The sequence below is a fragment of the Variovorax sp. AB1(2024) genome (genome assembly GCF_037482385.2).
Lineage (GTDB): Bacteria > Pseudomonadota > Gammaproteobacteria > Burkholderiales > Burkholderiaceae_C > Variovorax.
The window spans coordinates 2,504,189-2,523,348 of the sequence record NZ_JBBHKP020000001.1 but is presented as its reverse complement, the minus strand read 5'-3'; the positions used below and the strand labels follow the sequence as shown (position 1 = coordinate 2,523,348).

Here is a 19,160-nt window from a genome sequence, read left to right as displayed (position 1 = left end):
GAGCCGCCGCCATGAAAACCTGTCTGATTGTGATCGACGCGCAGGAGTCGTTCCGCCATCGCCCCTACTGGAACGAAAGCCTGGCCGCCGCCTACCTGGGCGCCCAGAACGCCCTGATCGAAGGCTGCACCGCCGCCGGCCTGCCGGTCGTGCGGATCTTCCACACCGACGGGCCCTCGGACGCGAGCAACCCCTTCGCGGTCGAATCCGGCCATGTGCGTCCCATCGCCGGGCTGGCGCATTTCGAGGCCGCCGCCAACTTCACCAAGCACCGCCACAGCGCGCTGGTCAACAGCGGGCTCGACGTGTGGCTCACGCAGAACGGCATCGGCCGGCTGATCGTGAGCGGCATCCGCACCGAGCAGTGCTGCGAAACCACCACCCGCCACGCGTCCGACCTGGGCTGGCAGGTCGACTACGTGACCGACGCCACCCTGACCTTCGACATGGTGCAGCCTGACGGCAGGCCGCTGTCGGCCGCCGACATCAAGGCCCGCACCGCGACCGTGCTGCATGGCCGCTTCGCCACCGTCTGCACCGTGGCGCAGGCGCTGGAACGGGCCGTGGCATGAGCACCCTGCGCGTAGTGATCCTGGCGTTCGACGGCGTGGAGGCGCTCGATTTCGCCGGCCCCTTCGAGGTCTTCACCACCGCGAGCCGCGTCAGCCAGCGGATGCGACCGGGCACTGCCGCGCCCTTCGAGGTGGTCTCGGCGGCCCTGGGCCAGACGGTGCAGGCGCGCGCCGGCCTGCAACTGCTGGCCAATCACACGCTGGCAGACAGCCCGCAAGCCGACGTGCTGGTCGTTCCCGGCGGCGTGGTCGACGCGCCGCTGGCGAGCCCCGACACCCTGCGCTGGATCGCCCGCAACGCGGCCGGCGCGCAGGTGGTCGCCTCGGTCTGCACCGGCGTCTTCCTGCTGGCCGCCAGCGGCGTGGTCACCAGCGACGCCGTCACCACGCACTGGGAAGACATCGCCGACCTGCGCGCGCAGTTCCCCGCGCTGAACGTGCGCGAAGACCTGCGCTGGGTTGATACCGGGCGCATCGTCAGCTCGGCCGGCATCAGCGCCGGCATCGACATGAGCCTGCACCTCGTGGAGCGCCTGGCCGGCCGCGAACTGGCCGAGCGCACCGCGCGCCAGATGGACTACGCATGGACCCGCAACCCCGCCGGCACCAGCCCATCCGCGTAGTTTTCGTCCTGCTGCCCGGCAGCTTGGTGCTCGACTGGGCCGGCCCGGCCGAGGCACTGCGCATCGCCAACCAGCGGCTGCGGGCCATGGGCCAGCCCGAGCGCTTCGCGATCGAGTTCGCAAGCCCCCGGCCGACCGCGATGGGCTCGGTCGGCGTCGCGCTTTCCGGACTCGCGCCGCTGCCGGTGCGGTGGGACGGCCCCGGCTGGGTCGTGCTGGTCGGACTGCCCGGCGACACCATCGCCGTCGACACCCCGGAGGCGCAAGACCTGTTGCACTGGCTGCGCGGCCAGCGCTTCGAGCGCGGCGGCCTGGAACTGGTGACGATCTGCGCCGGCGCCGTGCTGGCGGCGCATGCCGGCGCACTCGCGGGCCGTCGCGCGACCACGCACCATCATCACCTGGGCGAACTGCGCACGGCGGAGCCGCGCTGCGACGTGGTCGCCAACCGGGTGTTCGTGATCGACCCGCCGGTCTACAGCAGCGCGGGCGTGACGACCGGCATCGACCTCGTGCTGCACCGCATCGCAGAACTCTGCGGCGAGGCGCTGGCGGCGCAGGTCGCGCAGACCATGGTGGTGGCGCTGCGGCGCGGCCCGCAAGACCCGGAGTTGTCGCCCTTCCTGGCCTACCGCAACCACCTGCATGCCGCGCTGCACCGCGTGCAGGACGCGGTCAGCGAGCAGCCGCAGGCCGACTGGAGCGTGCCGCGCATGGCAGAGGTGGCGCATACGTCGGCACGGCATCTCACGCGGCTTTTCATGGAGCATGCGGGCGTCGCGCCGCTGGCCTACCTGCGCAGGCTGCGGCTGGCGGCGGCGCAGCTCGCGCTGGCTTCCGGCGCCAGCGTCACGCGGGCGGCGGAGCAGTCGGGCTTCGGCTCCGACACGCAATTGCGCCGCGCGTGGCACCAGTTCGGCTTGCCGGGCTCGCCCTCGGAGGCCGGCCAGGCTTTCAAGGCCTGAGCTGCGGCACCCGGCGCCGGGCGTTCACCCGGCCATGCAGGCCCGCGCACGCGCGAGCAGCAACGCACGCTCGCGCGTGTTGCGCGTGAGCGCGGCGGCGCGGTCGAACTCCCTGCGCGCCTCGTCGTAGCGCCCGAGCTTGAACAGCAGGTCGCCGCGCACCGTCGGCAGCAGGTGGTAGCCCTTGAGCGCGGGCTCGTCCATGAGCGCGTCGACCACCTCCAGCCCCGCCGCCGGTCCGAATGCCATCGACAGCGCGACCGCGCGGTTGAGCTCGACGATGGGCGACGGCGCGAGCTCGGCCAGCGCGTCGTAGAGCGCGGCGATGCGCGCCCAGTCGGTTTCGTCAGCCGTGCGCGCACGGCCATGGCAGGCGGCAATGGCTGCCTGCAGCGCGTAGGGGCCGAGCGCGCCGCCGAGCGATTCGGCGCGTGCGAGCGCGGCCAGGCCGCGGCGGATCAGCATGTGGTCCCAGCGCGCACGGTTCTGCTCGAGCAGCAACACCGGCTCGCCCGAGGCGCCGACGCGCGCGGCGGTGCGCGAGGCCTGGATTTCCATCAGCGCGACGAGGCCGTGCACTTCCGCCTCCTTGGGCATCAGCTCGGCCAGGATGCGGCCGAGGCGCAGGGCCTCGTCGCACAGCGCGGGGCGCATCCAGTCGTCGCCGGCGGTGGCCGAATAGCCTTCGTTGAAGATCAGGTAGATCACTTCGAGCACCGAAGCGAGCCGGCCTTCCAGCTCGCGGCGGCGCGGCACCTCGAAGGGCACGCGCGCCTCGGCCAGCGTGCGCTTGGCGCGCACGATGCGCTGCGCCACGGTGGCCTCGGGCACGAGGAACGCGCGGGCGATCTCGTCCGTCGCGAGGCCGCCCATCAGACGCAGCGTGAGCGCCACGCGCGCCTCGGTCGACAGCACCGGATGGCAGGCGGTGAACACCAGCCGCAGCAGGTCGTCGCCGATGTCGTCGTCCAGCGCCGCATCGACCGCGTCGGCGAAGTCGGCCTGCGCCATTTCGTGCTGCGCATCGAACTCGCGGCCGATCTCGCCGGCCTTGTGCTCGGCCAGTTGCCGGTGGCGCAGGCGGTCGAGCGCGCGGCGCTTGGCCACGGCGGTGAGCCAGGCGGCGGGGTTGTCTGGCACGCCTTCGCCGGGCCACTGCTCGAGGGCGGAGACAAGCGCGTCCTGCGCCAGTTCTTCGGCCAGGCCCACGTCGCGCACCATGCGCGCGACGGTGGCAATGATCTTCGCGGACTCCATGCGCCACACCGCCTCGACGGTGCGGCGGATGGCGCCCTCGCGGCCCTCTTCTGCGGTCACGGCGGCTCCCGCGATGCGCCGGGAGCTGTCAGCTGCCGGTCTTGCCGCGGGCCTCGGTCTCGGCGCGCAGGCGGTCTTCCTGGGCAAGCAGCTCAGGCGTCATGGCGTCGCCGAAGTCGGCGGCCTCGAACACCTGGCGGATCTCGATCTCGCCCTCCTGGAAGGGACTGCGCTTGATCCACTCGATGGCTTCTTCCTTCGACTTCACCTGGAACAGCCAGAAGCCGGCCAGCAGCTCCTTGGTCTCGGCGAAGGGGCCGTCGATGACGGTGCGCTTGGTCGGGCCTTCGCAGCGCACGCGCGCGCCCTTGGAACTGGGGTGCAGGCCCTCGCCGGCCAGCAGCACGCCGGCCTTGACCAGTTCTTCGTTGAACTTGCCCATGGCGGTGAGGATTTCGGTGCTGGGCATCACGCCGGCTTCGGAATCGGCGTTGGCCTTGACCAGAATCATGAATCGCATGTCTTTTCTCCTGAAGTTGATGAGGCTGGGAGCCGCGGGAAACCGCTGCTCCTGTTCACACGTCGGACGAGCGGAAGTCGGATCGACACGGCGGCATCGATCTATCTGTAATTTTGTGTTTCCGGCTCCAGGCGGTGGCGTCAGGGCAAGGAGCTGCAGAAGCGCAGCACATGACCGTCGGGTTCGCGGATCGCGAATTCGCGCAGGCCCCAGGGCTGGGACACCGGCGGTTCGACGACCGTCACGCCGCGTTTCAGGTAAGCCGCGTGCAGGCCGTCGATGTCCTTGCCCACGTGGATCACGATTTCGCCGCGCCAAGGCACGGCCCCGCGGGTGTTGCACTGCCACAGTCGCAGGTAGACCGGGTCGCCGTAGCTGCGGTCGCCCTTCTTCACGCGGGCATAGCTGGGCGGTTCGCCGGCGATGAAGTCGAGCTCGAAGCCCAGCACGTCGCGAAACCAGCGCGCGGCGCGCGACACGTCCGACACCGGCAGCACCGGCTGCACGCCGTGGAACTCATGCAAGGTGCCCAGGTCGGGCGCCGGGCTCACACCGGCCTTGGTGTCCATCTCAATTGGCCATGCGGCGCAGGGCGGCGACGCGCTCGGCGATCGCGTCGATGTCCAGGGCGTCTTCGGCCTTCGACAGGTAGGTTTCGAGGTCGCGCACGGCCTGCGTGGTGTTGCCCTGCTCGGCGTGCGCGATGCCGCGGTCGCGGTATTCGCCCCAGGCGCCGGGCAGCAGGGCGATCAGCCGGTCCTGCACGGCAATGACGCGCAGCCAGTCTTCCTGCGCGTGGTGAACTTCCTTCAGGTTGCGCAGCATGCGCGCGATGATCTCGCGCGAGCTGGCCGGCTGCAGGTACAGGCCCAGCGGCACGTCGAAGTCGCCCACCAGGCCGTTGCTGCGCTTGTAGGGCTCGAGCCGCTCCCCGAGCTCTTCGCGCGACAGCGACTTGCCGGTGAACGGATCGATCACCACCTGCCCCTTGGGCAGCGTCACCTTGAGCATGAAGTGGCCCGGGAAGCCGATGCCCCGCGCCTGCAGGTCCAGGCCCTGCGCCAGCTCCATCCACAGCACCGCCAGCGAAATCGGAATGCCGCGGCGGGTGCGCAGCACGGCGTTCAGGTAGCTGTTGTCGGGGTCGTAGTAGTCGTTGAGATTGCCGCCGAAATTCAGGTCGTTGAAGAAGAACTGGTTCAGCGCGCGCAACCGCGCCAGCGGGGCCGCGTCGGCGGGCAGGCGGCGCTTCAGGCGGGCCAGGAGCTGGTCGACGTCGCCCAGCACCTGCTGCACGTCGAGGTCGGGGTACTCGTCCTGCGCCAGGCTGGCGGCGGCTTCGAGCAGCGGAAAGTGATCGTCGCTGCGGACCAGCGATTCGAAATACTCCAGCGCGGAGGGAACCTGAAAGCTGAACGTCATGTGTCTTTGTAGAGGAGCCCGCCGGGGGCGTCAAGGCGTGTTCAGCGGCGCAGAAAACTGCGCAAGCGAACGCCCGCCGCCGCCAGCACGCCGAAGTACACCACCACGGAAGCGGCGATCAGCGCGGCCAGCAGGCCGATGCGCAGCAGGCGCTGCGCGCGCAGGCCGACCCAGTCGAAATGCGCCGAGCCCCACGCCAGCAGCGCCGCCAGCACCAGCGTGCCCGCCAGCACCTGCAGCGCGAACTTGCCCCAGCCGGGTTCGGGCTTGTAGCTGCCGCGGCGGATCAGGCCGGCCAGCAGCCAGGCCGAATTGACCAGCGCCCCGATGGCGATGGTCAGCGTGAGCGCCGCGTGCTGCAGCACCGGCACCAGGAAGACGTTGAGCACCTGCGTCAGCACCAGCACGCCCACGGCGATGAGCATCGGCGTGCGCGTGTCGTGCTTGGCGTAGTAGCCGGGCGCGAGCACCTTCACGGCCACGATGCCCACGAGGCCGACGCCGTAGCCCATCAGCGCCAGGGTCGTGCGGCCCACGTCCTCGCCGGTGTAGGCGCCATTGTGGAAAAGCACCGCCACCAGGGGCCTGGCAAAAAGCAGCAACGCGATGGCGCAGGGCGCCGAAAGCATGACCACGAGGCGCAGGCCCCAGTCGAGCAGCGACGAATAGCGCGCATCGTCCTTGGCGGCACGGGCGCTGGAGAGCTGCGGCATCAGCACCACGCCGAGCGCGACGCCGAGCATGGCGGTGGGAAATTCCATCAGCCGGTCGGCATTGGTGATCCATGTCACGCTGCCCACCGCGAGGTGCGAGGCGATCTGCGTATTGATGAGCAGCGAGATCTGCGCCACGCTGACCCCCAGCAGCGCGGGCAGCATCAGCCTGAGCACCTTGCGCGTGTTCGGGTCGGTCCACGCGGTGCGCAGCGCCCGCAGGCTCACGCCGATGCGCGGCAGCAGCCCGAGCCTGCGCAGCGCCGGAATCTGCAGGGCCAGTTGCAGCATGCCCCCCACCAGCACGCCCACGCACTGCGCGTAGATCGGCTCCACGCCCCAGCGCCGGAAAAGCGGCGCGCCGATCACGATCGACAGGATCAGCGCGATGTTCAGCAGCACCGGCGAAGCCGCCGGCACCGCGAACTTGCGCCAGGTATTGAGAATGCCCCCGGCCAGCGCCACCAGCGACATGAAGCCGATGTACGGGAACATCCAGCGCGTCATGACCACGGCCGAGTCGAAGCCCGGCAACCCGCTTGCCATCGCCCACACCATCAGGGGCGCACCGACCACGCCGGCCACGCAGACGATCAGCAGCGTCCAGGTCAGCAGGGTGGCGACATGGTCGATCAGCTGCCGCGCGCCTTCCTGGCCGTCTTCGGTCTTGCGCGCGGCCAGCACCGGCACGAAAGCCTGGCTGAAGGCGCCTTCGCCGAAGACGCGGCGAAACAGGTTGGGAATGCGGAAGGCGACGTTGAACGCGTCGGTCAGCGCGCTGACGCCGAAAACCGAGGCGAAAAGCACGTCGCGCACAAGGCCCGTGATCCGCGAAGCGAGAGTCAGCAGGGAGACGGTGGAGGCGGATTTGAGCAGGGACACGGGGGCCGAGTTTAGGCCCCGCCGGCCGCGGGAACGGGCCGATTCGGGCGCGAATTGGGAGAAAGGGCCAACCCGGCCTATAATGGAGGGCTTTGCTGCATCATCCTCAGACACCTAAGGAACTAAATCATGGCATCCGCCAAGCCCAAGAAAAAGAACCCGCGCCTCGCCTCCGGCCGTAAGCGCGTCCGCCAGGACACCAAGCTCAACGCTGCGAACACCTCGCTGCGCTCCAAATACCGTACCGCTGTCAAGAACGTCGAAAAGGCTGTTCTGGCTGGCGACAAGACCAAGGCAAGCGAACTGTTCGCGAAGGCCCAGAGCATCGTCGACACCGTCGCCGACAAGGGCATCTTCCACAAGAACAAGGCCGCCCGCGACAAGAGCCGCCTGTCGGCCAAGGTCAAGGCCCTCGCCCTGGCGCCTGAAAAGGCCGCCGCCTGACACCTGTCAGGCAAGCCCGGACCGGAATTCTTCGGTCCGCCGTTTGATCGGGGTGCGCTGCAGCAAAGTGTAAAAAACCGCCTTCGGGCGGTTTTTTCATGCCTGATCGGCTCGCAAAAAGAAAAAGGCCTGTCTGTCAGGCCTTCTTGGGGGGGATGGGCGTGTCGGGCACCAGGCAGGCCTCGGCGACCTGCAGGTCGTTGTCTTTCGCGAAGTTCACGCAGAAGTCCCAGGCCATGGGCTCGGCATCGCGCAGCGCGCGGTTCACGACCACGCACTTCACGCCGTTGATGGTCGTCGGCACGCACCAGGGGGAGTAGCTCAGGTAGCTGCCGGGAAAGGCGCCGCCGGGGCGGAAGGAGCTCATCACGCCGGCAAGGCGCTCGGCCCAATCGCTCGGGCGAAAGGTCCGTCCATCCTTGGTGATGCCCTGGATGAAGATTTCTTTGGCTGTGGGGGAAATCATCGTTGAATGAGGCGCCCGAGCAGGTGCTGCGGTGCAACACGCGATTCTATCTTCGCCACTTTTTGCATCCTGAACATGGGGCATTGCTGTAATGCGGAATCCTCAACGAAGCCGTCAAACCGCACGCCTAGAATCCGCGTTCCCTATCTGGAGAACCCGAATGAGCGCTACCGCCCAGCCCACCTCGCCCCACGTCATGAACACCTACGGTCGCCTGCCGATCGCACTGTCGCACGGCCAGGGCTGCCGAGTCTGGGACACCTCGGGCAAGGCCTACATCGACGGCCTCGGCGGCATTGCCGTCAACACCCTGGGCCACAACCACCCCGAGCTGGTGCCCGCCCTGCAGGACCAGCTGACCAAGCTGATCCACAGCTCCAATTACTACCACGTGCCCGGCCAGGAACAGCTGGCCGCCAAGCTGACCGAACTGTCGGGCCTCACCAACGTCTTCTTCTGCTCCACCGGCCTCGAAGCCAACGAAGCCGCCCTGAAGCTGGCCCGCAAGTACGGCCACGACAAGGGCATCGAGCGCCCCGAAATCGTCGTCTACGAAGCCGCCTTCCACGGCCGCAGCATCGCCACCTTGTCGGCCACCGGCAACCCCAAGGTGCAGGCCGGCTTCGGCCCGCTGGTCGAGGGCTTCATCCGCGTGCCGCTGAACGACATCGAGGCGCTGAAGAAGGCCACCGAGGGCAATCCGAACGTGGTCGCCGTGTTCTTCGAGACCATCCAGGGCGAAGGCGGCATCCACCCGATGCGCTGGGAATACCTCAAGCAGGTGCGCGCGCTGTGCGACGAGCGCGACTGGCTCATGATGATCGACGAAGTGCAGTGCGGCATGGGCCGCACCGGCAAGTGGTTCGCCCACCAGTGGGCGGGCATCAAGCCCGACGTGATGCCGCTGGCCAAGGGCCTGGGTTCGGGCGTGCCGATCGGCGCCGTGGTGGCCGGCCCCAAGGCCGCCGGCATCTTCGCCCCCGGCAACCACGGCACCACCTTCGGCGGCAACCCGCTGGCCATGCGCGCCGGCGTCGAGACCATCCGCATCATGGAAGAGCACAAGCTGCTCGAGAACGCCGCCACCGTGGGCGCCCACCTGAAGGCCGCGCTGGAGCGCGAGATCGGCGGCCTGCCGGGCGTGAAGGAAGTGCGCGGCCAGGGCCTGATGCTGGGCATCGAGCTCGACCGCCCCTGCGGCGTGATCCTGAACCGCGCCTGCGACGCCGGCCTGCTGCTGAGCGTGACGGCCGACAAGGTGATCCGCCTCGTTCCGCCGCTCATCCTGACCATCGCCGAGGCCGACGAGATCGTCGCCATCCTCGCGCCCATCGTCAAAGCCTTCCTGTCGGAGCCCGCACCCCAATGACGACCGCCACCGCGAACACGAACATCCGGCACTACCTGCAGTTCGCCGACTTCACGGCCGACGAATACGCCTACCTCTTCGACCGCATGGCGGTCATCAAGAAGAAGTTCAAGACCTACGAGAAGCACCAGCCGCTGGTCGACCGCACGATGGCCATGATCTTCGAGAAGGCCAGCACGCGCACCCGCGTGAGCTTCGAGGCCGGCATGTACCAGCTCGGCGGCAGCGTGGTCCACCTGACCACCGGCGACAGCCAGCTGGGCCGCGCCGAGCCCATCGAGGACAGCGCCAAGGTTATCAGCCGCATGGTCGACATCGTGATGATCCGCACCTACGAGCAGACCAAGATCGACGCCTTCGCGGCGCACTCGCGCGTGCCGGTCATCAACGGTCTGACCAACGAGTTCCACCCCTGCCAGATCCTGGCGGACATCTTCACGTACATCGAGCACCGCGGTTCCATCCAGGGCAAGACCGTGGCGTGGGTCGGCGACGGCAACAACATGGCCAACACCTGGCTGCAGGCGGCCGAGATCCTGGGCTTCACGGTGCACGTGAGCACGCCCAGCGGCTACGAGGTCGACCAGTCGATCGCCGGCATCCGCTCGGGCGACAGCTACAAGGTCTTCAAGGACCCGATGGAAGCCTGCCGCGGCGCCGACCTCGTCACCACCGACGTCTGGACCAGCATGGGCTACGAAGCCGAGAACGAAGCCCGCCGCAAGGCCTTCGCCGACTGGTGCGTCGACGAGGACATGATGCGCGCCGCCCAGCCCGACGCGCTCTTCATGCACTGCCTGCCCGCCCACCGCGGCGAGGAAGTGCAGGCCGAAGTCATCGACGGCCCGCAGTCGGTGGTGTGGGACGAGGCGGAGAACCGCCTTCACGCCCAGAAGGCGCTGATGGAGTTCCTGCTGCTCGGCAGGCTCTGAGAAGCTTTCGATCCGCCGGGGCCCGCGCATGGAGCTGATGACCCGCTACCTTCCGCGCTACCAGTTCGCGGAAGAACACAGCCTCCACGTGCCGGCCTCGCCTGCTCGCGTGCTCGACATGGCGGCCCGGCCCGATGTGGTCGACGACCCGGTCGCCCGCCGCCTGATCTCTCTGCGCGAGTTGCCGAACCGGCTGGCCGGGCGCCTGGGCTTCGCGTCGGCGCTGCAGAACCGGCCGGCATTCAGCCTCGGCGAATTCACCCAGCTCGGCCGAGACGGCGAACGCGAACTCGCTTTCGGCCTCGCGGGCCGCTTCTGGCGGTCGGACTACGGACTGGTCCCGCTCGCCGATGCCCGCGCCTTCGCCGCGCTCGACGCCACGGGCATTGCCAAGCTGGTGCTCAATTTCACCGCCCAGCCCGAGGGCCAGGGCACGCGCCTGACCACCCGCACCCGCGTCTGGTGCGGCGACGATGCGGCACGCCGCCGCTTCACCCCCTACTGGCTGCTGATCCGGCCCGCGAGCGGGCTGATCCGTCGCCGCCTGCTGAGGCGCGTGCACGACGCCGCCCTTCTTGCCCCATGAACCCCTGCCAGCAATGCGGCGCCTGCTGCGCCAGCTACCGCGTCGACTTCAGCGTGCACGAACTCGACGACAACGGCGGCAGGGTGCCGTCCGGCCTTGCCGTCGAGGTGAACAACAGCCTCTGCCGCATGCGCGGCACCGATCACACGCCGATGCGCTGCGCCGCCCTCACCGGCAAGATCGGCGAATCCGTGAGCTGCGGCATCTACGAATGGCGGCCCAATCCGTGCCACGAGCTGCAATCGGGCAGCGACGCCTGCGAGCGCGCGCGGGCCCGCCACGGGCTGCCGGCGCTGCCGTCGCCGCACTGAGCCTGCGCTTCAACTCGTCACGCAGGGTGTTGGAAATAACCGACACCACGACCCCTCGCCCGGCGCTAACTTCGCGCCATGGCTCCATCACATCAGCATCGCATCTGGGACATTTCGCCGCCCGTGCATGAAGGCGCGCCGGTCTTTCCCGGCGACACGCCCTACCAACAGCGCTGGGCCGCGACCATCTCGCCCGGCTGCCCGGTGAACGTCAGCGAGATCAAGCTCTCGCCCCACGTCGGCGCGCACGCCGACGCCCCGCTGCACTACGACCCCGAGGGCCAGGCCATCGGCAACGTCGACCTCACGCCCTTCCTCGGCCCCTGCCGCGTGATCCATGCGATCGACAAGGGCCCTCTGATCGAGTGGGAGCACATCGCACACGCCATCGACAGCCACCTGCCCCAGCGCGTGCTGGTGCGCACCTACGACAGCATGCCGGTCGGCCACTGGGACCCGCAGCTCGCGGCCTATGCGCCCGCCACCGTCGAGCGCCTCGCGGCCATGGGCGTGAAGCTCATCGGCATCGACACCGCCAGCATCGACCCGGCCGACAGCAAGACGCTGGAGAGCCACCAACGCATCCGCCGCCTCGACCTGCGCGTGCTCGAGAACCTCGTGCTCGACGACGTGCCCGAAGGCGACTACGAACTCATCGCGCTGCCGCTGAAGCTGGTCAGCGCCGATGCCTCCCCCGTTCGCGCCGTGCTGCGCGAACTTCCCCGCTGAAACCTCCACCATGACGACACTTGCAGACTGCCGCGCGCTCGACGCGCAAGACCCGCTGCGCGCCCTGCGCGACCAATTCATCGTGCCCGAGGGCGTGCTCTACCTCGACGGCAACTCGCTCGGCGTGATGCCCAAGGCCGCGCCCGCGCGCATCGCCGAAGTCGTGACCAAGGAATGGGGCGAAGGCCTCATCCGCTCCTGGAACACCGCGAGCTGGTTCGACCTGCCGCAGCGCCTGGGCGACAAGGTGGCCCGCCTGATCGGCGCCGCGCCCGGCGAAGTGGTGTGCACCGACAGCACCTCGGTCAACCTCTACAAGGTGCTGTTCGCTGCCCTGTCGCAGCAGAAGGACAGCGGCCGCAAGCTGGTGGTGAGCGAGCGCAGCAACTTCCCGACCGACCTCTATATTGCCGAGTCGCTGTGCCGTGAGCGCGGCTTCACGCTCAAGCTGATCGACGCAAGCGAATTGCCCGGCGTGCTGACCGACGAAGTGGCCGTGCTGATGCTCACGCACGTCAACTACCGCACCGGTGCCATGCACGACATGAAGGCCGTCACCGCCGCCGCGCATGCGGTGGGTGCGCTCACGGTGTGGGACCTCGCGCACAGCGCGGGCGCCGTGCCGGTTGCGCTGAACGACAGCAACGCCGACTACGCCATCGGCTGCGGCTACAAATACCTCAACGGCGGCCCCGGCGCGCCGGCCTTCGCCTGGGTGCACACGAAGCACGCGGGCGCATTCGAGCAGCCGCTGTCCGGCTGGTGGGGCCATGCGGCGCCCTTCGAGTTCACGCCGCACTACCGCCCTGCCCCGGGCGTGGGCCGCTACCTGTGCGGCACGCAGCCGATCATCGCGCTGGCCGGGCTCGAATGCGGGCTCGACACCGTGCTCGCGGCCGAGTCGTTCAACGGCGACCACGGCGCGATGGCCGCGCTGCGCACCAAGTCGCTCGCGCTGACCGACATGTTCATCAGGCTGGTCGAGGAGCGCTGCGCCGGCCACGGCCTCTCGCTGGTCACGCCGCGCGACCATGCCCAGCGAGGCTCACAGGTCTGCCTCAGTCGCGAGGAAGGCGCCTACGCCATCGTGCAGGCACTCATCGCGCGCGGCGTCATCGGCGACTACCGCGCCGGCGACTCGCAGATGCCCGACATCCTGCGCTTCGGCTTCACGCCGCTGTACATCGGCTTCGAGGACGTGTGGAACTCGGTCGAGCATCTGGTGCAGGTGCTCGAGACCGGCGAGTGGCGACGCCCTGAATTCAACCGCAAGAACGCAGTGACATGAGCACCGAACACAGCCCCGAGCGCATCGTCCACGAAGAAAAGGCGCAGCTGGACTTCAGCAAGTCCATGAGCTACGGCGACTACCTGCACCTCGACGAGATCCTCAACGCGCAGCATCCGCTCTCGCCCGCGCACGACGAGATGCTGTTCATCGTGCAGCACCAGACCAGCGAGCTCTGGATGAAGCTCATGCTGCACGAGCTGCGCGCCGCCACCGCCTGCATCGCGGAAGAAAAACTGGCCGACGCCTTCAAGATGCTGGCCCGCGTGAGCCGCATCATGGAACAGCTGGTGAGCGCGTGGACCGTGCTCTCGACCATGACGCCGCCCGAATACACGGCGATGCGCCCCTACCTCGCCAACTCCAGCGGCTTCCAGAGCGCCCAGTACCGCTGCATCGAGTTCGCGCTCGGCAACAAGAACGCCGCCATGCTCAAGCCGCACGCGCACCGCGCCGACCTGCTCGCGCAGGTGGACGCGGCCTACCGCGCGCCTTCGCTGTACGACGAGTCGCTGCGCCTGCTCGCGCGCCACGGCCTGCCCGTGCCCGCCGACCGGCTGGAGCGCGACTGGACGCAGCCCTACGAAATGAGCGACGGCGTGGAGGCGGCATGGCTCACCGTCTACCGCAATCCGCACGATCAATGGGACCTGTACCAGCTCGGCGAGAAGCTCACCGACCTCGAAGACGCATTCCGCCTCTGGCGCTTCCGCCACGTGACGACGGTCGAGCGCGTGATCGGTTTCAAGCGCGGCACCGGCGGCACCGGCGGCGTGAGCTACCTGCGCAAGATGCTCGACGTGGTGCTGTTCCCCGAGATCTGGAAGCTGCGCACGGACCTCTAGATCTGCAGCCTCGCCGTGCAAACGCCCTCATGAGGCCGGGGTGGTCCGGATTGTTCCTTCGGTGCAACGCGCTACAGTTTTGGAAACAACGGAGGCCACCGCCATGCACGACATCCGGTTCACACCCGAAGAGCTTTCCACCCTGCGCGAACACGGCGTCGTGCTTTTCGCCAACCGCGTGATCTTCGACGCGCAGCCGCCGATGCCCCAGGAACGGATTGCCGCCGTGCAGTCGCTGTGCGCGGGGCCGATCCCCGATGGGCTGCTCGCGCTGTGGGAAGTCACCGCGGGCGGGCGGCTCGACTACGACCTGTCGCTCGAGATGAACGGCAACCTCGAAGGCATCAGCTGGACCGAGCTGTTCTGGAACGGCAGCGACGGCTATCACGACCTGCAGGGCTGGATCGACCACGAACTGGAACTGGCGCAGGAAGCCGCCGAAGAAAGCGGCGAACCATGGAGCGGCAAGCTCACGCACCTGCCCTTCGGCGGCTTCGAATACACCGACCGCATCTACGCGGTGGTCGAGCCCGGCGCCGAGCACGGGCAGATCGTTGCATGGAAGAAAGGCCTGCCGCCGGCCTGGACGCATGCGCTGCATGAAGACAGCGTGAACACCGTCGCCTCCGACCTGATGGGCGCCTTCGCTGCGCTGCACCTGGACGAAGACCCGCTGGCCCCCACGAGCGACTATTTCGCGGGGCAGACGCTGCTCGAATACTTGGACGACCGGCACGAGGAACACGGGCTCGACCTCGACCTGATGGACAAGCTGGTCGCCTTCTATTCGCGCGCCGTGGTCGACTGGCGCACGCCGCTGGCCGAAGGCACGCTGCGCCACAAGCCATCGCTCGCACGCGTGGCGCTGCGGCACGCCATCGCGACGGACGACGCCGACATGGTCGCCCAGCTTGCCGCCGCGGGCGTGGGCTTCGACGGGCCGCTGCAAGGCAGTGCGCTTGCGGTCGATGTCGCGGTCGGGAATGGCGCCTTCGCCGCCGCGGCGGCGCTGGTGCGTGCCGGTGCGCCGGTGCCTGCGGACGCGCTGGGCAGCATCGACGGGCAGATCTCGCCCGAACTCACGGCCGCGCTGCTGGCCAACGGTGCGGAGCCCGACGTGGCGGCCATCGTGAAGTGCGCGGCCTGCGGTGCGCCCGCGAGCGCGCACCTGATCGCCGAAGCCTGCGAGCGGGCAGGCATCGACGTGGCACCGGCCTTCGTCGCGGACCGCGATGCGATGCTGCTGGAACTGGAGACCACGCTGGCGCAGATGCAGGACGGCAAGCTGGGCCACTACCTGGGGCAGGAAGGAATCGCCGAGCGCATCGAACACCTGCAGGCGTTCCGGCTCTAGGGCTCCAGGGCTCCAGGGCTACCCGCCGTAGAGCCAGGGCTGGTCGAGCAGCTTCGCGCCCAGCAGGCGCATAGCCATGTCTCGGCCCAGCCGCACCGCGCCGGTCGCGTGGAAGATTTCGCCGTTGCGGCGCGCCCTGGCCTGCACCTGCGCATTGCGCGCCCAGCGCGCCTCGGCATAGCGCGCGAAGGCCGCCGGCACCTCCGCCGCGTCGCCCTCGCCCAGCGCATCGGCCAGCGCCAGCGCATCTTCGATGGCCATGCCCGCGCCCTGCGCGAGGTAGGGAACCATCGGATGCGCGGCGTCGCCCACCAGCGCGACGCGTTCGTGCGCCATGTCGGCTGCGCAGGTCATGGGCGCCCGGTCGCCGAGCGACCACGCGCGCCAGGCGGGCATGGCGTCGAGCAGCGACTGCAGGGTGCCGCAGCTGCGGCCCATGGCCTGCCTGAGCGCGGCGATGCTGCTGGCCTGGTCCCAGTCGCGAGCGTCGCCCGCGGGCGCCGATTCTGCGATCACGACCACGTTGAGCCAGTCGCCGCCGCGCACCGGATACGCCACCGCATGCAGGCGCGGCCCCAGCCACACGTCGACCTGCCGGCGGCGCAGCGCAGCGGGAAGCTTCGCCTGCTCGATCATCGAGCGCCATGCCGTGTGGCCGGTGACGCGGGGCGGCTCCGCGGCCGACGGGGTGTCGAGCTGGCGCCGCACCAGGCTCCAGAGGCCGTCGGCGCCGACGATCGCCTCGCCTTCCCAGGCGCGCGCGTCGGTGCTCGACATGCATACCAGGTCGTCGCTGGTCTCGACCTGCGTGATGCGCGCGGCGGTGACGAGCGTGCCGGTGCCGCGCGCACGCACGGCGTCGAGCAGCAGCCCGTGAAGGTCGGCACGGTGCACGCAGAAGTAAGGGGCGCCATAGCGCTGCTGCATGGCATCGCCGAGCGGCATGCGGGCCAGGTCGGAGCCGCTGTCGGCGCTGTGGACCACGAGCGCTTCGGGCCGCGCCGCGATGGCCGCGAGCCCCGGCCCCAGGTCCAGCTGCTGGAGGCGCCGCGTGGCGTTGGGGCCGAGCTGCACGCCGGCGCCGATTTCGCCGAAGACGGCGGCCTGCTCGAAAACGTCGGCCCGGTGCCGATGGCGGGAAAGCGCCAGCGCGGTAGCCAGCCCCCCGATGCCGCCCCCGGCGACGAGGATGTGCGCGGGCATCGGTCTCAGCGGCTTTGCGTGGACGGGCGGGTGGTGGTGGCCTGGTCGGCTTCCGTGGGTTTGAGGGGTGTCTTGGGAGCGCAGCTTCCGCAGCTGTCGCACGAGCCGCAGCCCGATGTCCTGGCGAGCGATGCGGCCAGTTCCCTGGCGCGCTCTTCGTCGACCCAGCCCGCGCGATGCGTGCCGGCCGCGAGCTTCTGCGCGGCACCGCGCCGCCAGCCTGCGGGCATCCAGCGCCAGACCGCGTAGAACGCGGCGGCTGCGACGATGAATCCGACGATCAGTTGTTGCGTCATATCTCGAATACTCCAGTCCCCAAGCCTACTCCAGGAATACCGCGGAACCGGCTTTGCCGGGCCGCAGGCATTGCCCCTGCAAGGGGGTTGGCGGCCACACGAAGTGGGCAAGCCTGGGGGTTTGCTTTTTTACCCTGCTCCGAGTGCCACCGCAACGCGGTAGGTGATGAAACAGGCCATATAGGCAAGCGCGAAAAGGTACCCGGCCATGATCCACACGTACTTCCACGAGCCGGTCTCGCGCTTCACCGCGGCGAGCGTCGAAATGCACTGCGGCGCGAACACGTACCAGACCAGCAGCGACAGCGCGGTCGCCAGCGACCAGCTGCCCGCGATCAGCGGTTCCAGCTGGCCCGCCACGTCGTCGCCCGTGGCCGACAGCGCGTACACCGTGCCCAGCGCGCCCACGGCGACTTCGCGCGCGGCCATGCCCGGCACCAGCGCGATCGAGATCTGCCAGTTGAAGCCGATGGGCGCGAAGATGTGCTCCAGCCCGCGGCCGATCATGCCGGCCAGGCTGTACTGGATGGCCGGTCCGGTCGCGCCTTCTGGCGGCGACGGGAAGGTCGAGAGAAACCACAGCAGGATGGTCAGCGTGAGGATGATCGTGCCCACGCGCTGCAGGAAGATCCATGCGCGCTCGTACAGGCCCAGCGCCAGGTTGCGCGGGTTGGGCCAGCGGTAGGCGGGCAGCTCCATCATCAGCGGCGAATGCGCGGTGTTGTCGCGGAAGCGCTTCATCACCCACGCCACGGCCATGGCCGAGACGATGCCGAACACATACAGCGCGAACAGCACCACGCCCTGCAGGTTGAACACCCCGCCCACGGTGCGCGCCGGAATGAAGGCCGCGATGAGCAGCGCATACACCGGCAGCCGCGCCGAACAGGTCATGAGCGGCGCGATCATGATGGTGGTGATGCGGTCGCGCCAGTTGCTGATGGTGCGCGTGGCCATCACGCCCGGAATGGCGCAGGCGAAGCTCGACAGCAGCGGAATGAACGAGCGGCCCGACAGGCCCACGGTGCCCATCACGCGGTCGAGCAGGAAGGCCGCGCGCGGCAGGTAGCCGGAGTCTTCCAGCGCGAGGATGAACAGGAAAAGAATCAGGATCTGCGGCAGGAAGACGATGACGCCGCCCACGCCCGCGATCACGCCGTCGACCAGCAGGCTCTGCAGCATGCCTTCGCCCATGTGCGCCTTGATGAGGCCGCCGAGCGCCTCGGTGCCGGCCTTGATGGCGTCCATCGGCACGTTGGCCCAGCTGAACACCGCCTGGAACATCAGGAACATGGTGACGGCCAGCACCAGCATGCCCCACACGGGGTGCAGCACCAGGCGGTCGATGCGGTCGCTGGTGGCGAGGCTGCCGACCGGCTCTTTCACCGTGAGGCCGAGGATGCGGCGCACCTCGCGCTGCGTGGCCAGCACGTCGTCCAGGCCAGGCGCCTGCCAGGGCTGCGGCGCGGCGGCGGCCACGGGCGCGTCGAGCGCCTCGAGCAGGCCCTGCGCGCCGCCGGTGTGCACGCCGACAGTCTCGATGACCGGCACCCCCAGCTCGCGCGAGAGCGCGGCCTTGTCGACCACGATGCCCTGCTTGCGGGCCATGTCGGTCATGTTGAGCGCCACCACCATCGGCAGGCCGAGCCTCCTGGCTTCGAGCACCAGGCGCAGGTTCAGCCGCAGGTTGGTGGCGTCGGTGACGCACACCAGCAGGTCGGGCAGGGCTTCCTTGCTCTGGCCGGTGACGATGTCGCGGGTCACGGCCTCGTCGGCGCTCAGCGCATTCAGGCTGTAGGCGCCCGGCAGGTCGAGCACGAACACGCGCCGGCCCGAGGGCGTGCGCAGCGTGCCTTCCTTGCGCTCGACGGTCACGCCGGCGTAGTTGGCCACCTTCTGGCGGCTGCCGGTGAGCAGGTTGAACAGCGCGGTCTTGCCGCAGTTGGGATTGCCCAGCAAGGCGATGCGGCCCGGCTGCGCGGTGGGCGCAAAGCCGCCGGGGCCCTGGATGACGGCCTCAACCATGGTTGGCAGCCCCCGGCGTCACGTGGATGAGCGCGGCCTCATGGCGGCGCAGCGCGAAGGTGGTGTGCCCCAGCCGTACGGCCAGCGGCTCGCGCCCGGGAATGCCGCTGGCCACGATGCGCACCGCTTCGCCCGGCACGAAGCCGATTTCGGTCAGGCGCAACACGAGTTCGCGGTCATCCGCGCTCTCGGGGCGCGCCACGTCGATCACGGTGGCCCACTGGTTGTCGGGAAGCTGGTCGAGGTGCAGGACGGCGGATGCCGGCGCTGCGCCGTTGTCTTTGGTGTGCACGGTGAGAGGGCGCCCTGAATATCGGCGCGCCAAGTAAGCAATACCCGAATGCTATCAATTCTCACT

At 69.1% G+C, this 19,160-nt stretch carries 22 protein-coding genes; 12 read left to right on the top strand and 10 right to left on the bottom strand.

The features are described 5' to 3' along the window. The first annotated feature begins 11 nt into the window (after positions 1 to 11). Genes WIX39_RS11760 through WIX39_RS11750 form a run of 3 tightly spaced genes read left to right on the top strand, consistent with a single transcriptional unit; the run spans position 12 to position 2,160 of the window. Positions 12 to 572, top strand: coding sequence for an isochorismatase family protein (locus tag WIX39_RS11760; RefSeq protein ID WP_106935257.1), 561 nt, complete (start codon positions 12 to 14; stop codon positions 570 to 572). Then, positions 569 to 1,195, top strand: coding sequence for a DJ-1/PfpI family protein (locus tag WIX39_RS11755; RefSeq protein ID WP_106935258.1), 627 nt, complete (start codon positions 569 to 571; stop codon positions 1,193 to 1,195). Before WIX39_RS11760 ends, WIX39_RS11755 begins: the two co-directional genes overlap by 4 nt. Continuing rightward, positions 1,156 to 2,160: a GlxA family transcriptional regulator gene (locus tag WIX39_RS11750; RefSeq protein ID WP_409195067.1), complete on the top strand. Its 1,005-nt coding sequence runs from the start codon at positions 1,156 to 1,158 to the stop codon at positions 2,158 to 2,160. The genes WIX39_RS11755 and WIX39_RS11750 overlap by 40 nt, the downstream gene beginning before the upstream one ends. Before the next feature lie 24 nt (positions 2,161 to 2,184). Here WIX39_RS11750 and WIX39_RS11745 read toward each other — a convergent pair whose 3' ends face one another. The 5 genes from WIX39_RS11745 to murJ form a co-directional block, all read right to left on the bottom strand. Further along, positions 2,185 to 3,477, bottom strand: coding sequence for an RNA polymerase sigma factor (locus tag WIX39_RS11745; RefSeq protein WP_409195066.1), 1,293 nt, complete (start codon positions 3,475 to 3,477; stop codon positions 2,185 to 2,187). A gap of 28 nt (positions 3,478 to 3,505) precedes the next feature. Beyond that, positions 3,506 to 3,937 carry a YciI family protein gene (locus tag WIX39_RS11740; protein ID WP_106935261.1) on the bottom strand — a complete coding sequence of 144 codons (432 nt, stop codon included), beginning with the start codon at positions 3,935 to 3,937 and terminating at the stop codon, positions 3,506 to 3,508. A gap of 140 nt (positions 3,938 to 4,077) precedes the next feature. Continuing rightward, positions 4,078 to 4,506: a bleomycin resistance protein gene (locus WIX39_RS11735; protein ID WP_081270630.1), complete on the bottom strand. Its 429-nt coding sequence runs from the start codon at positions 4,504 to 4,506 to the stop codon at positions 4,078 to 4,080. Between the two features lies 1 nt (position 4,507). After that, on the bottom strand, positions 4,508 to 5,359 hold the full coding sequence (locus tag WIX39_RS11730) for a SirB1 family protein (protein ID WP_106935263.1): 852 nt from the start codon (positions 5,357 to 5,359) through the stop codon (positions 4,508 to 4,510). A 41-nt stretch (positions 5,360 to 5,400) separates the two neighbouring features. Next, entirely contained in the window at positions 5,401 to 6,954 is a 1,554-nt protein-coding gene (gene murJ / locus WIX39_RS11725; RefSeq protein ID WP_081270632.1) for a murein biosynthesis integral membrane protein MurJ, read from the bottom strand. Between the two features lie 129 nt (positions 6,955 to 7,083). On the opposite strand from murJ, the gene rpsT reads away from it, so the two are divergent. Then, positions 7,084 to 7,398 (top strand): 30S ribosomal protein S20, encoded by a 315-nt coding sequence (rpsT, locus tag WIX39_RS11720; RefSeq protein ID WP_007831346.1) that lies wholly within the window; start codon positions 7,084 to 7,086, stop codon positions 7,396 to 7,398. A 136-nt stretch (positions 7,399 to 7,534) separates the two neighbouring features. On the opposite strand, the gene WIX39_RS11715 is transcribed toward rpsT, so the two are convergent. After that, positions 7,535 to 7,864, bottom strand: coding sequence for a DUF3579 domain-containing protein (locus tag WIX39_RS11715; protein ID WP_081270633.1), 330 nt, complete (start codon positions 7,862 to 7,864; stop codon positions 7,535 to 7,537). A gap of 160 nt (positions 7,865 to 8,024) precedes the next feature. Here WIX39_RS11715 and WIX39_RS11710 point away from each other — a divergent pair, with 160 nt between their 5' ends. The 8 genes from WIX39_RS11710 (at position 8,025) to WIX39_RS11675 (ending at position 15,278) form a co-directional block, all read left to right on the top strand. Next, entirely contained in the window at positions 8,025 to 9,233 is a 1,209-nt protein-coding gene (locus WIX39_RS11710) for an aspartate aminotransferase family protein (RefSeq protein ID WP_081270634.1), read from the top strand. After that, entirely contained in the window at positions 9,230 to 10,165 is a 936-nt protein-coding gene (gene argF, locus WIX39_RS11705; protein WP_106935266.1) for an ornithine carbamoyltransferase, read from the top strand. The genes WIX39_RS11710 and argF overlap by 4 nt, the downstream gene beginning before the upstream one ends. A gap of 28 nt (positions 10,166 to 10,193) precedes the next feature. Then, on the top strand, positions 10,194 to 10,751 hold the full coding sequence (locus tag WIX39_RS11700; RefSeq protein WP_106935267.1) for a hypothetical protein: 558 nt from the start codon (positions 10,194 to 10,196) through the stop codon (positions 10,749 to 10,751). Then, a complete protein-coding gene (locus tag WIX39_RS11695) occupies positions 10,748 to 11,062 on the top strand; it encodes a YkgJ family cysteine cluster protein (RefSeq protein WP_106935268.1) in 315 nt (104 codons plus the stop codon). Before WIX39_RS11700 ends, WIX39_RS11695 begins: the two co-directional genes overlap by 4 nt. Positions 11,063 to 11,140: 78 nt before the next feature. Then, complete coding sequence (gene kynB, locus WIX39_RS11690) at positions 11,141 to 11,791, top strand: arylformamidase (RefSeq protein ID WP_081270638.1); 651 nt, start codon at positions 11,141 to 11,143, stop codon at positions 11,789 to 11,791. A gap of 10 nt (positions 11,792 to 11,801) precedes the next feature. Beyond that, positions 11,802 to 13,079 carry a kynureninase gene (gene kynU, locus WIX39_RS11685; protein ID WP_285412081.1) on the top strand — a complete coding sequence of 426 codons (1,278 nt, stop codon included), beginning with the start codon at positions 11,802 to 11,804 and terminating at the stop codon, positions 13,077 to 13,079. Continuing rightward, on the top strand, positions 13,076 to 13,924 hold the full coding sequence (gene kynA, locus WIX39_RS11680; protein WP_285412082.1) for a tryptophan 2,3-dioxygenase: 849 nt from the start codon (positions 13,076 to 13,078) through the stop codon (positions 13,922 to 13,924). The genes kynU and kynA overlap by 4 nt, the downstream gene beginning before the upstream one ends. Before the next feature lie 103 nt (positions 13,925 to 14,027). Next, complete coding sequence (locus WIX39_RS11675) at positions 14,028 to 15,278, top strand: SMI1/KNR4 family protein (RefSeq protein WP_285412083.1); 1,251 nt, start codon at positions 14,028 to 14,030, stop codon at positions 15,276 to 15,278. A gap of 18 nt (positions 15,279 to 15,296) precedes the next feature. Here WIX39_RS11675 and WIX39_RS11670 read toward each other — a convergent pair whose 3' ends face one another. From WIX39_RS11670 to WIX39_RS11655, 4 genes are all read right to left on the bottom strand, one after another. Continuing rightward, positions 15,297 to 16,481: an FAD-dependent monooxygenase gene (locus WIX39_RS11670; protein ID WP_409195065.1), complete on the bottom strand. Its 1,185-nt coding sequence runs from the start codon at positions 16,479 to 16,481 to the stop codon at positions 15,297 to 15,299. 5 nt (positions 16,482 to 16,486) lie between these two features. Continuing rightward, entirely contained in the window at positions 16,487 to 16,777 is a 291-nt protein-coding gene (locus WIX39_RS11665; RefSeq protein ID WP_081270642.1) for a DUF6587 family protein, read from the bottom strand. A 129-nt stretch (positions 16,778 to 16,906) separates the two neighbouring features. Beyond that, positions 16,907 to 18,802: a ferrous iron transporter B gene (feoB, locus tag WIX39_RS11660; protein WP_285412087.1), complete on the bottom strand. Its 1,896-nt coding sequence runs from the start codon at positions 18,800 to 18,802 to the stop codon at positions 16,907 to 16,909. Beyond that, a complete protein-coding gene (locus tag WIX39_RS11655) occupies positions 18,795 to 19,094 on the bottom strand; it encodes a FeoA family protein (protein WP_081270644.1) in 300 nt (99 codons plus the stop codon). Before WIX39_RS11655 ends, feoB begins: the two co-directional genes overlap by 8 nt. Positions 19,095 to 19,160: the final 66 nt, after the last annotated feature.

Bases quoted from the DNA above. Each gene is read 5' to 3' on its own strand.
- WIX39_RS11760 (WP_106935257.1), top strand. From the start codon at position 12: ATGAAAACCTGTCTGATTGTGATCGACGCGCAGGAGTCGTTCCGCCAT.
- WIX39_RS11755 (WP_106935258.1), top strand. From the start codon at position 569: ATGAGCACCCTGCGCGTAGTGATCCTGGCGTTCGACGGCGTGGAGGCG.
- WIX39_RS11750 (WP_409195067.1), top strand. From the start codon at position 1,156: ATGGACCCGCAACCCCGCCGGCACCAGCCCATCCGCGTAGTTTTCGTC.
- WIX39_RS11740 (WP_106935261.1), bottom strand. From the start codon at position 3,937: ATGCGATTCATGATTCTGGTCAAGGCCAACGCCGATTCCGAAGCCGGC.
- WIX39_RS11735 (WP_081270630.1), bottom strand. From the start codon at position 4,506: ATGGACACCAAGGCCGGTGTGAGCCCGGCGCCCGACCTGGGCACCTTG.
- WIX39_RS11730 (WP_106935263.1), bottom strand. From the start codon at position 5,359: ATGACGTTCAGCTTTCAGGTTCCCTCCGCGCTGGAGTATTTCGAATCG.
- rpsT (WP_007831346.1), top strand. From the start codon at position 7,084: ATGGCATCCGCCAAGCCCAAGAAAAAGAACCCGCGCCTCGCCTCCGGC.
- WIX39_RS11715 (WP_081270633.1), bottom strand. From the start codon at position 7,864: ATGATTTCCCCCACAGCCAAAGAAATCTTCATCCAGGGCATCACCAAG.
- WIX39_RS11710 (WP_081270634.1), top strand. From the start codon at position 8,025: ATGAGCGCTACCGCCCAGCCCACCTCGCCCCACGTCATGAACACCTAC.
- argF (WP_106935266.1), top strand. From the start codon at position 9,230: ATGACGACCGCCACCGCGAACACGAACATCCGGCACTACCTGCAGTTC.
- WIX39_RS11700 (WP_106935267.1), top strand. From the start codon at position 10,194: ATGGAGCTGATGACCCGCTACCTTCCGCGCTACCAGTTCGCGGAAGAA.
- WIX39_RS11695 (WP_106935268.1), top strand. From the start codon at position 10,748: ATGAACCCCTGCCAGCAATGCGGCGCCTGCTGCGCCAGCTACCGCGTC.
- kynB (WP_081270638.1), top strand. From the start codon at position 11,141: ATGGCTCCATCACATCAGCATCGCATCTGGGACATTTCGCCGCCCGTG.
- kynU (WP_285412081.1), top strand. From the start codon at position 11,802: ATGACGACACTTGCAGACTGCCGCGCGCTCGACGCGCAAGACCCGCTG.
- kynA (WP_285412082.1), top strand. From the start codon at position 13,076: ATGAGCACCGAACACAGCCCCGAGCGCATCGTCCACGAAGAAAAGGCG.
- WIX39_RS11675 (WP_285412083.1), top strand. From the start codon at position 14,028: ATGCACGACATCCGGTTCACACCCGAAGAGCTTTCCACCCTGCGCGAA.
- WIX39_RS11670 (WP_409195065.1), bottom strand. From the start codon at position 16,481: ATGCCCGCGCACATCCTCGTCGCCGGGGGCGGCATCGGGGGGCTGGCT.
- WIX39_RS11665 (WP_081270642.1), bottom strand. From the start codon at position 16,777: ATGACGCAACAACTGATCGTCGGATTCATCGTCGCAGCCGCCGCGTTC.
- feoB (WP_285412087.1), bottom strand. From the start codon at position 18,802: ATGGTTGAGGCCGTCATCCAGGGCCCCGGCGGCTTTGCGCCCACCGCG.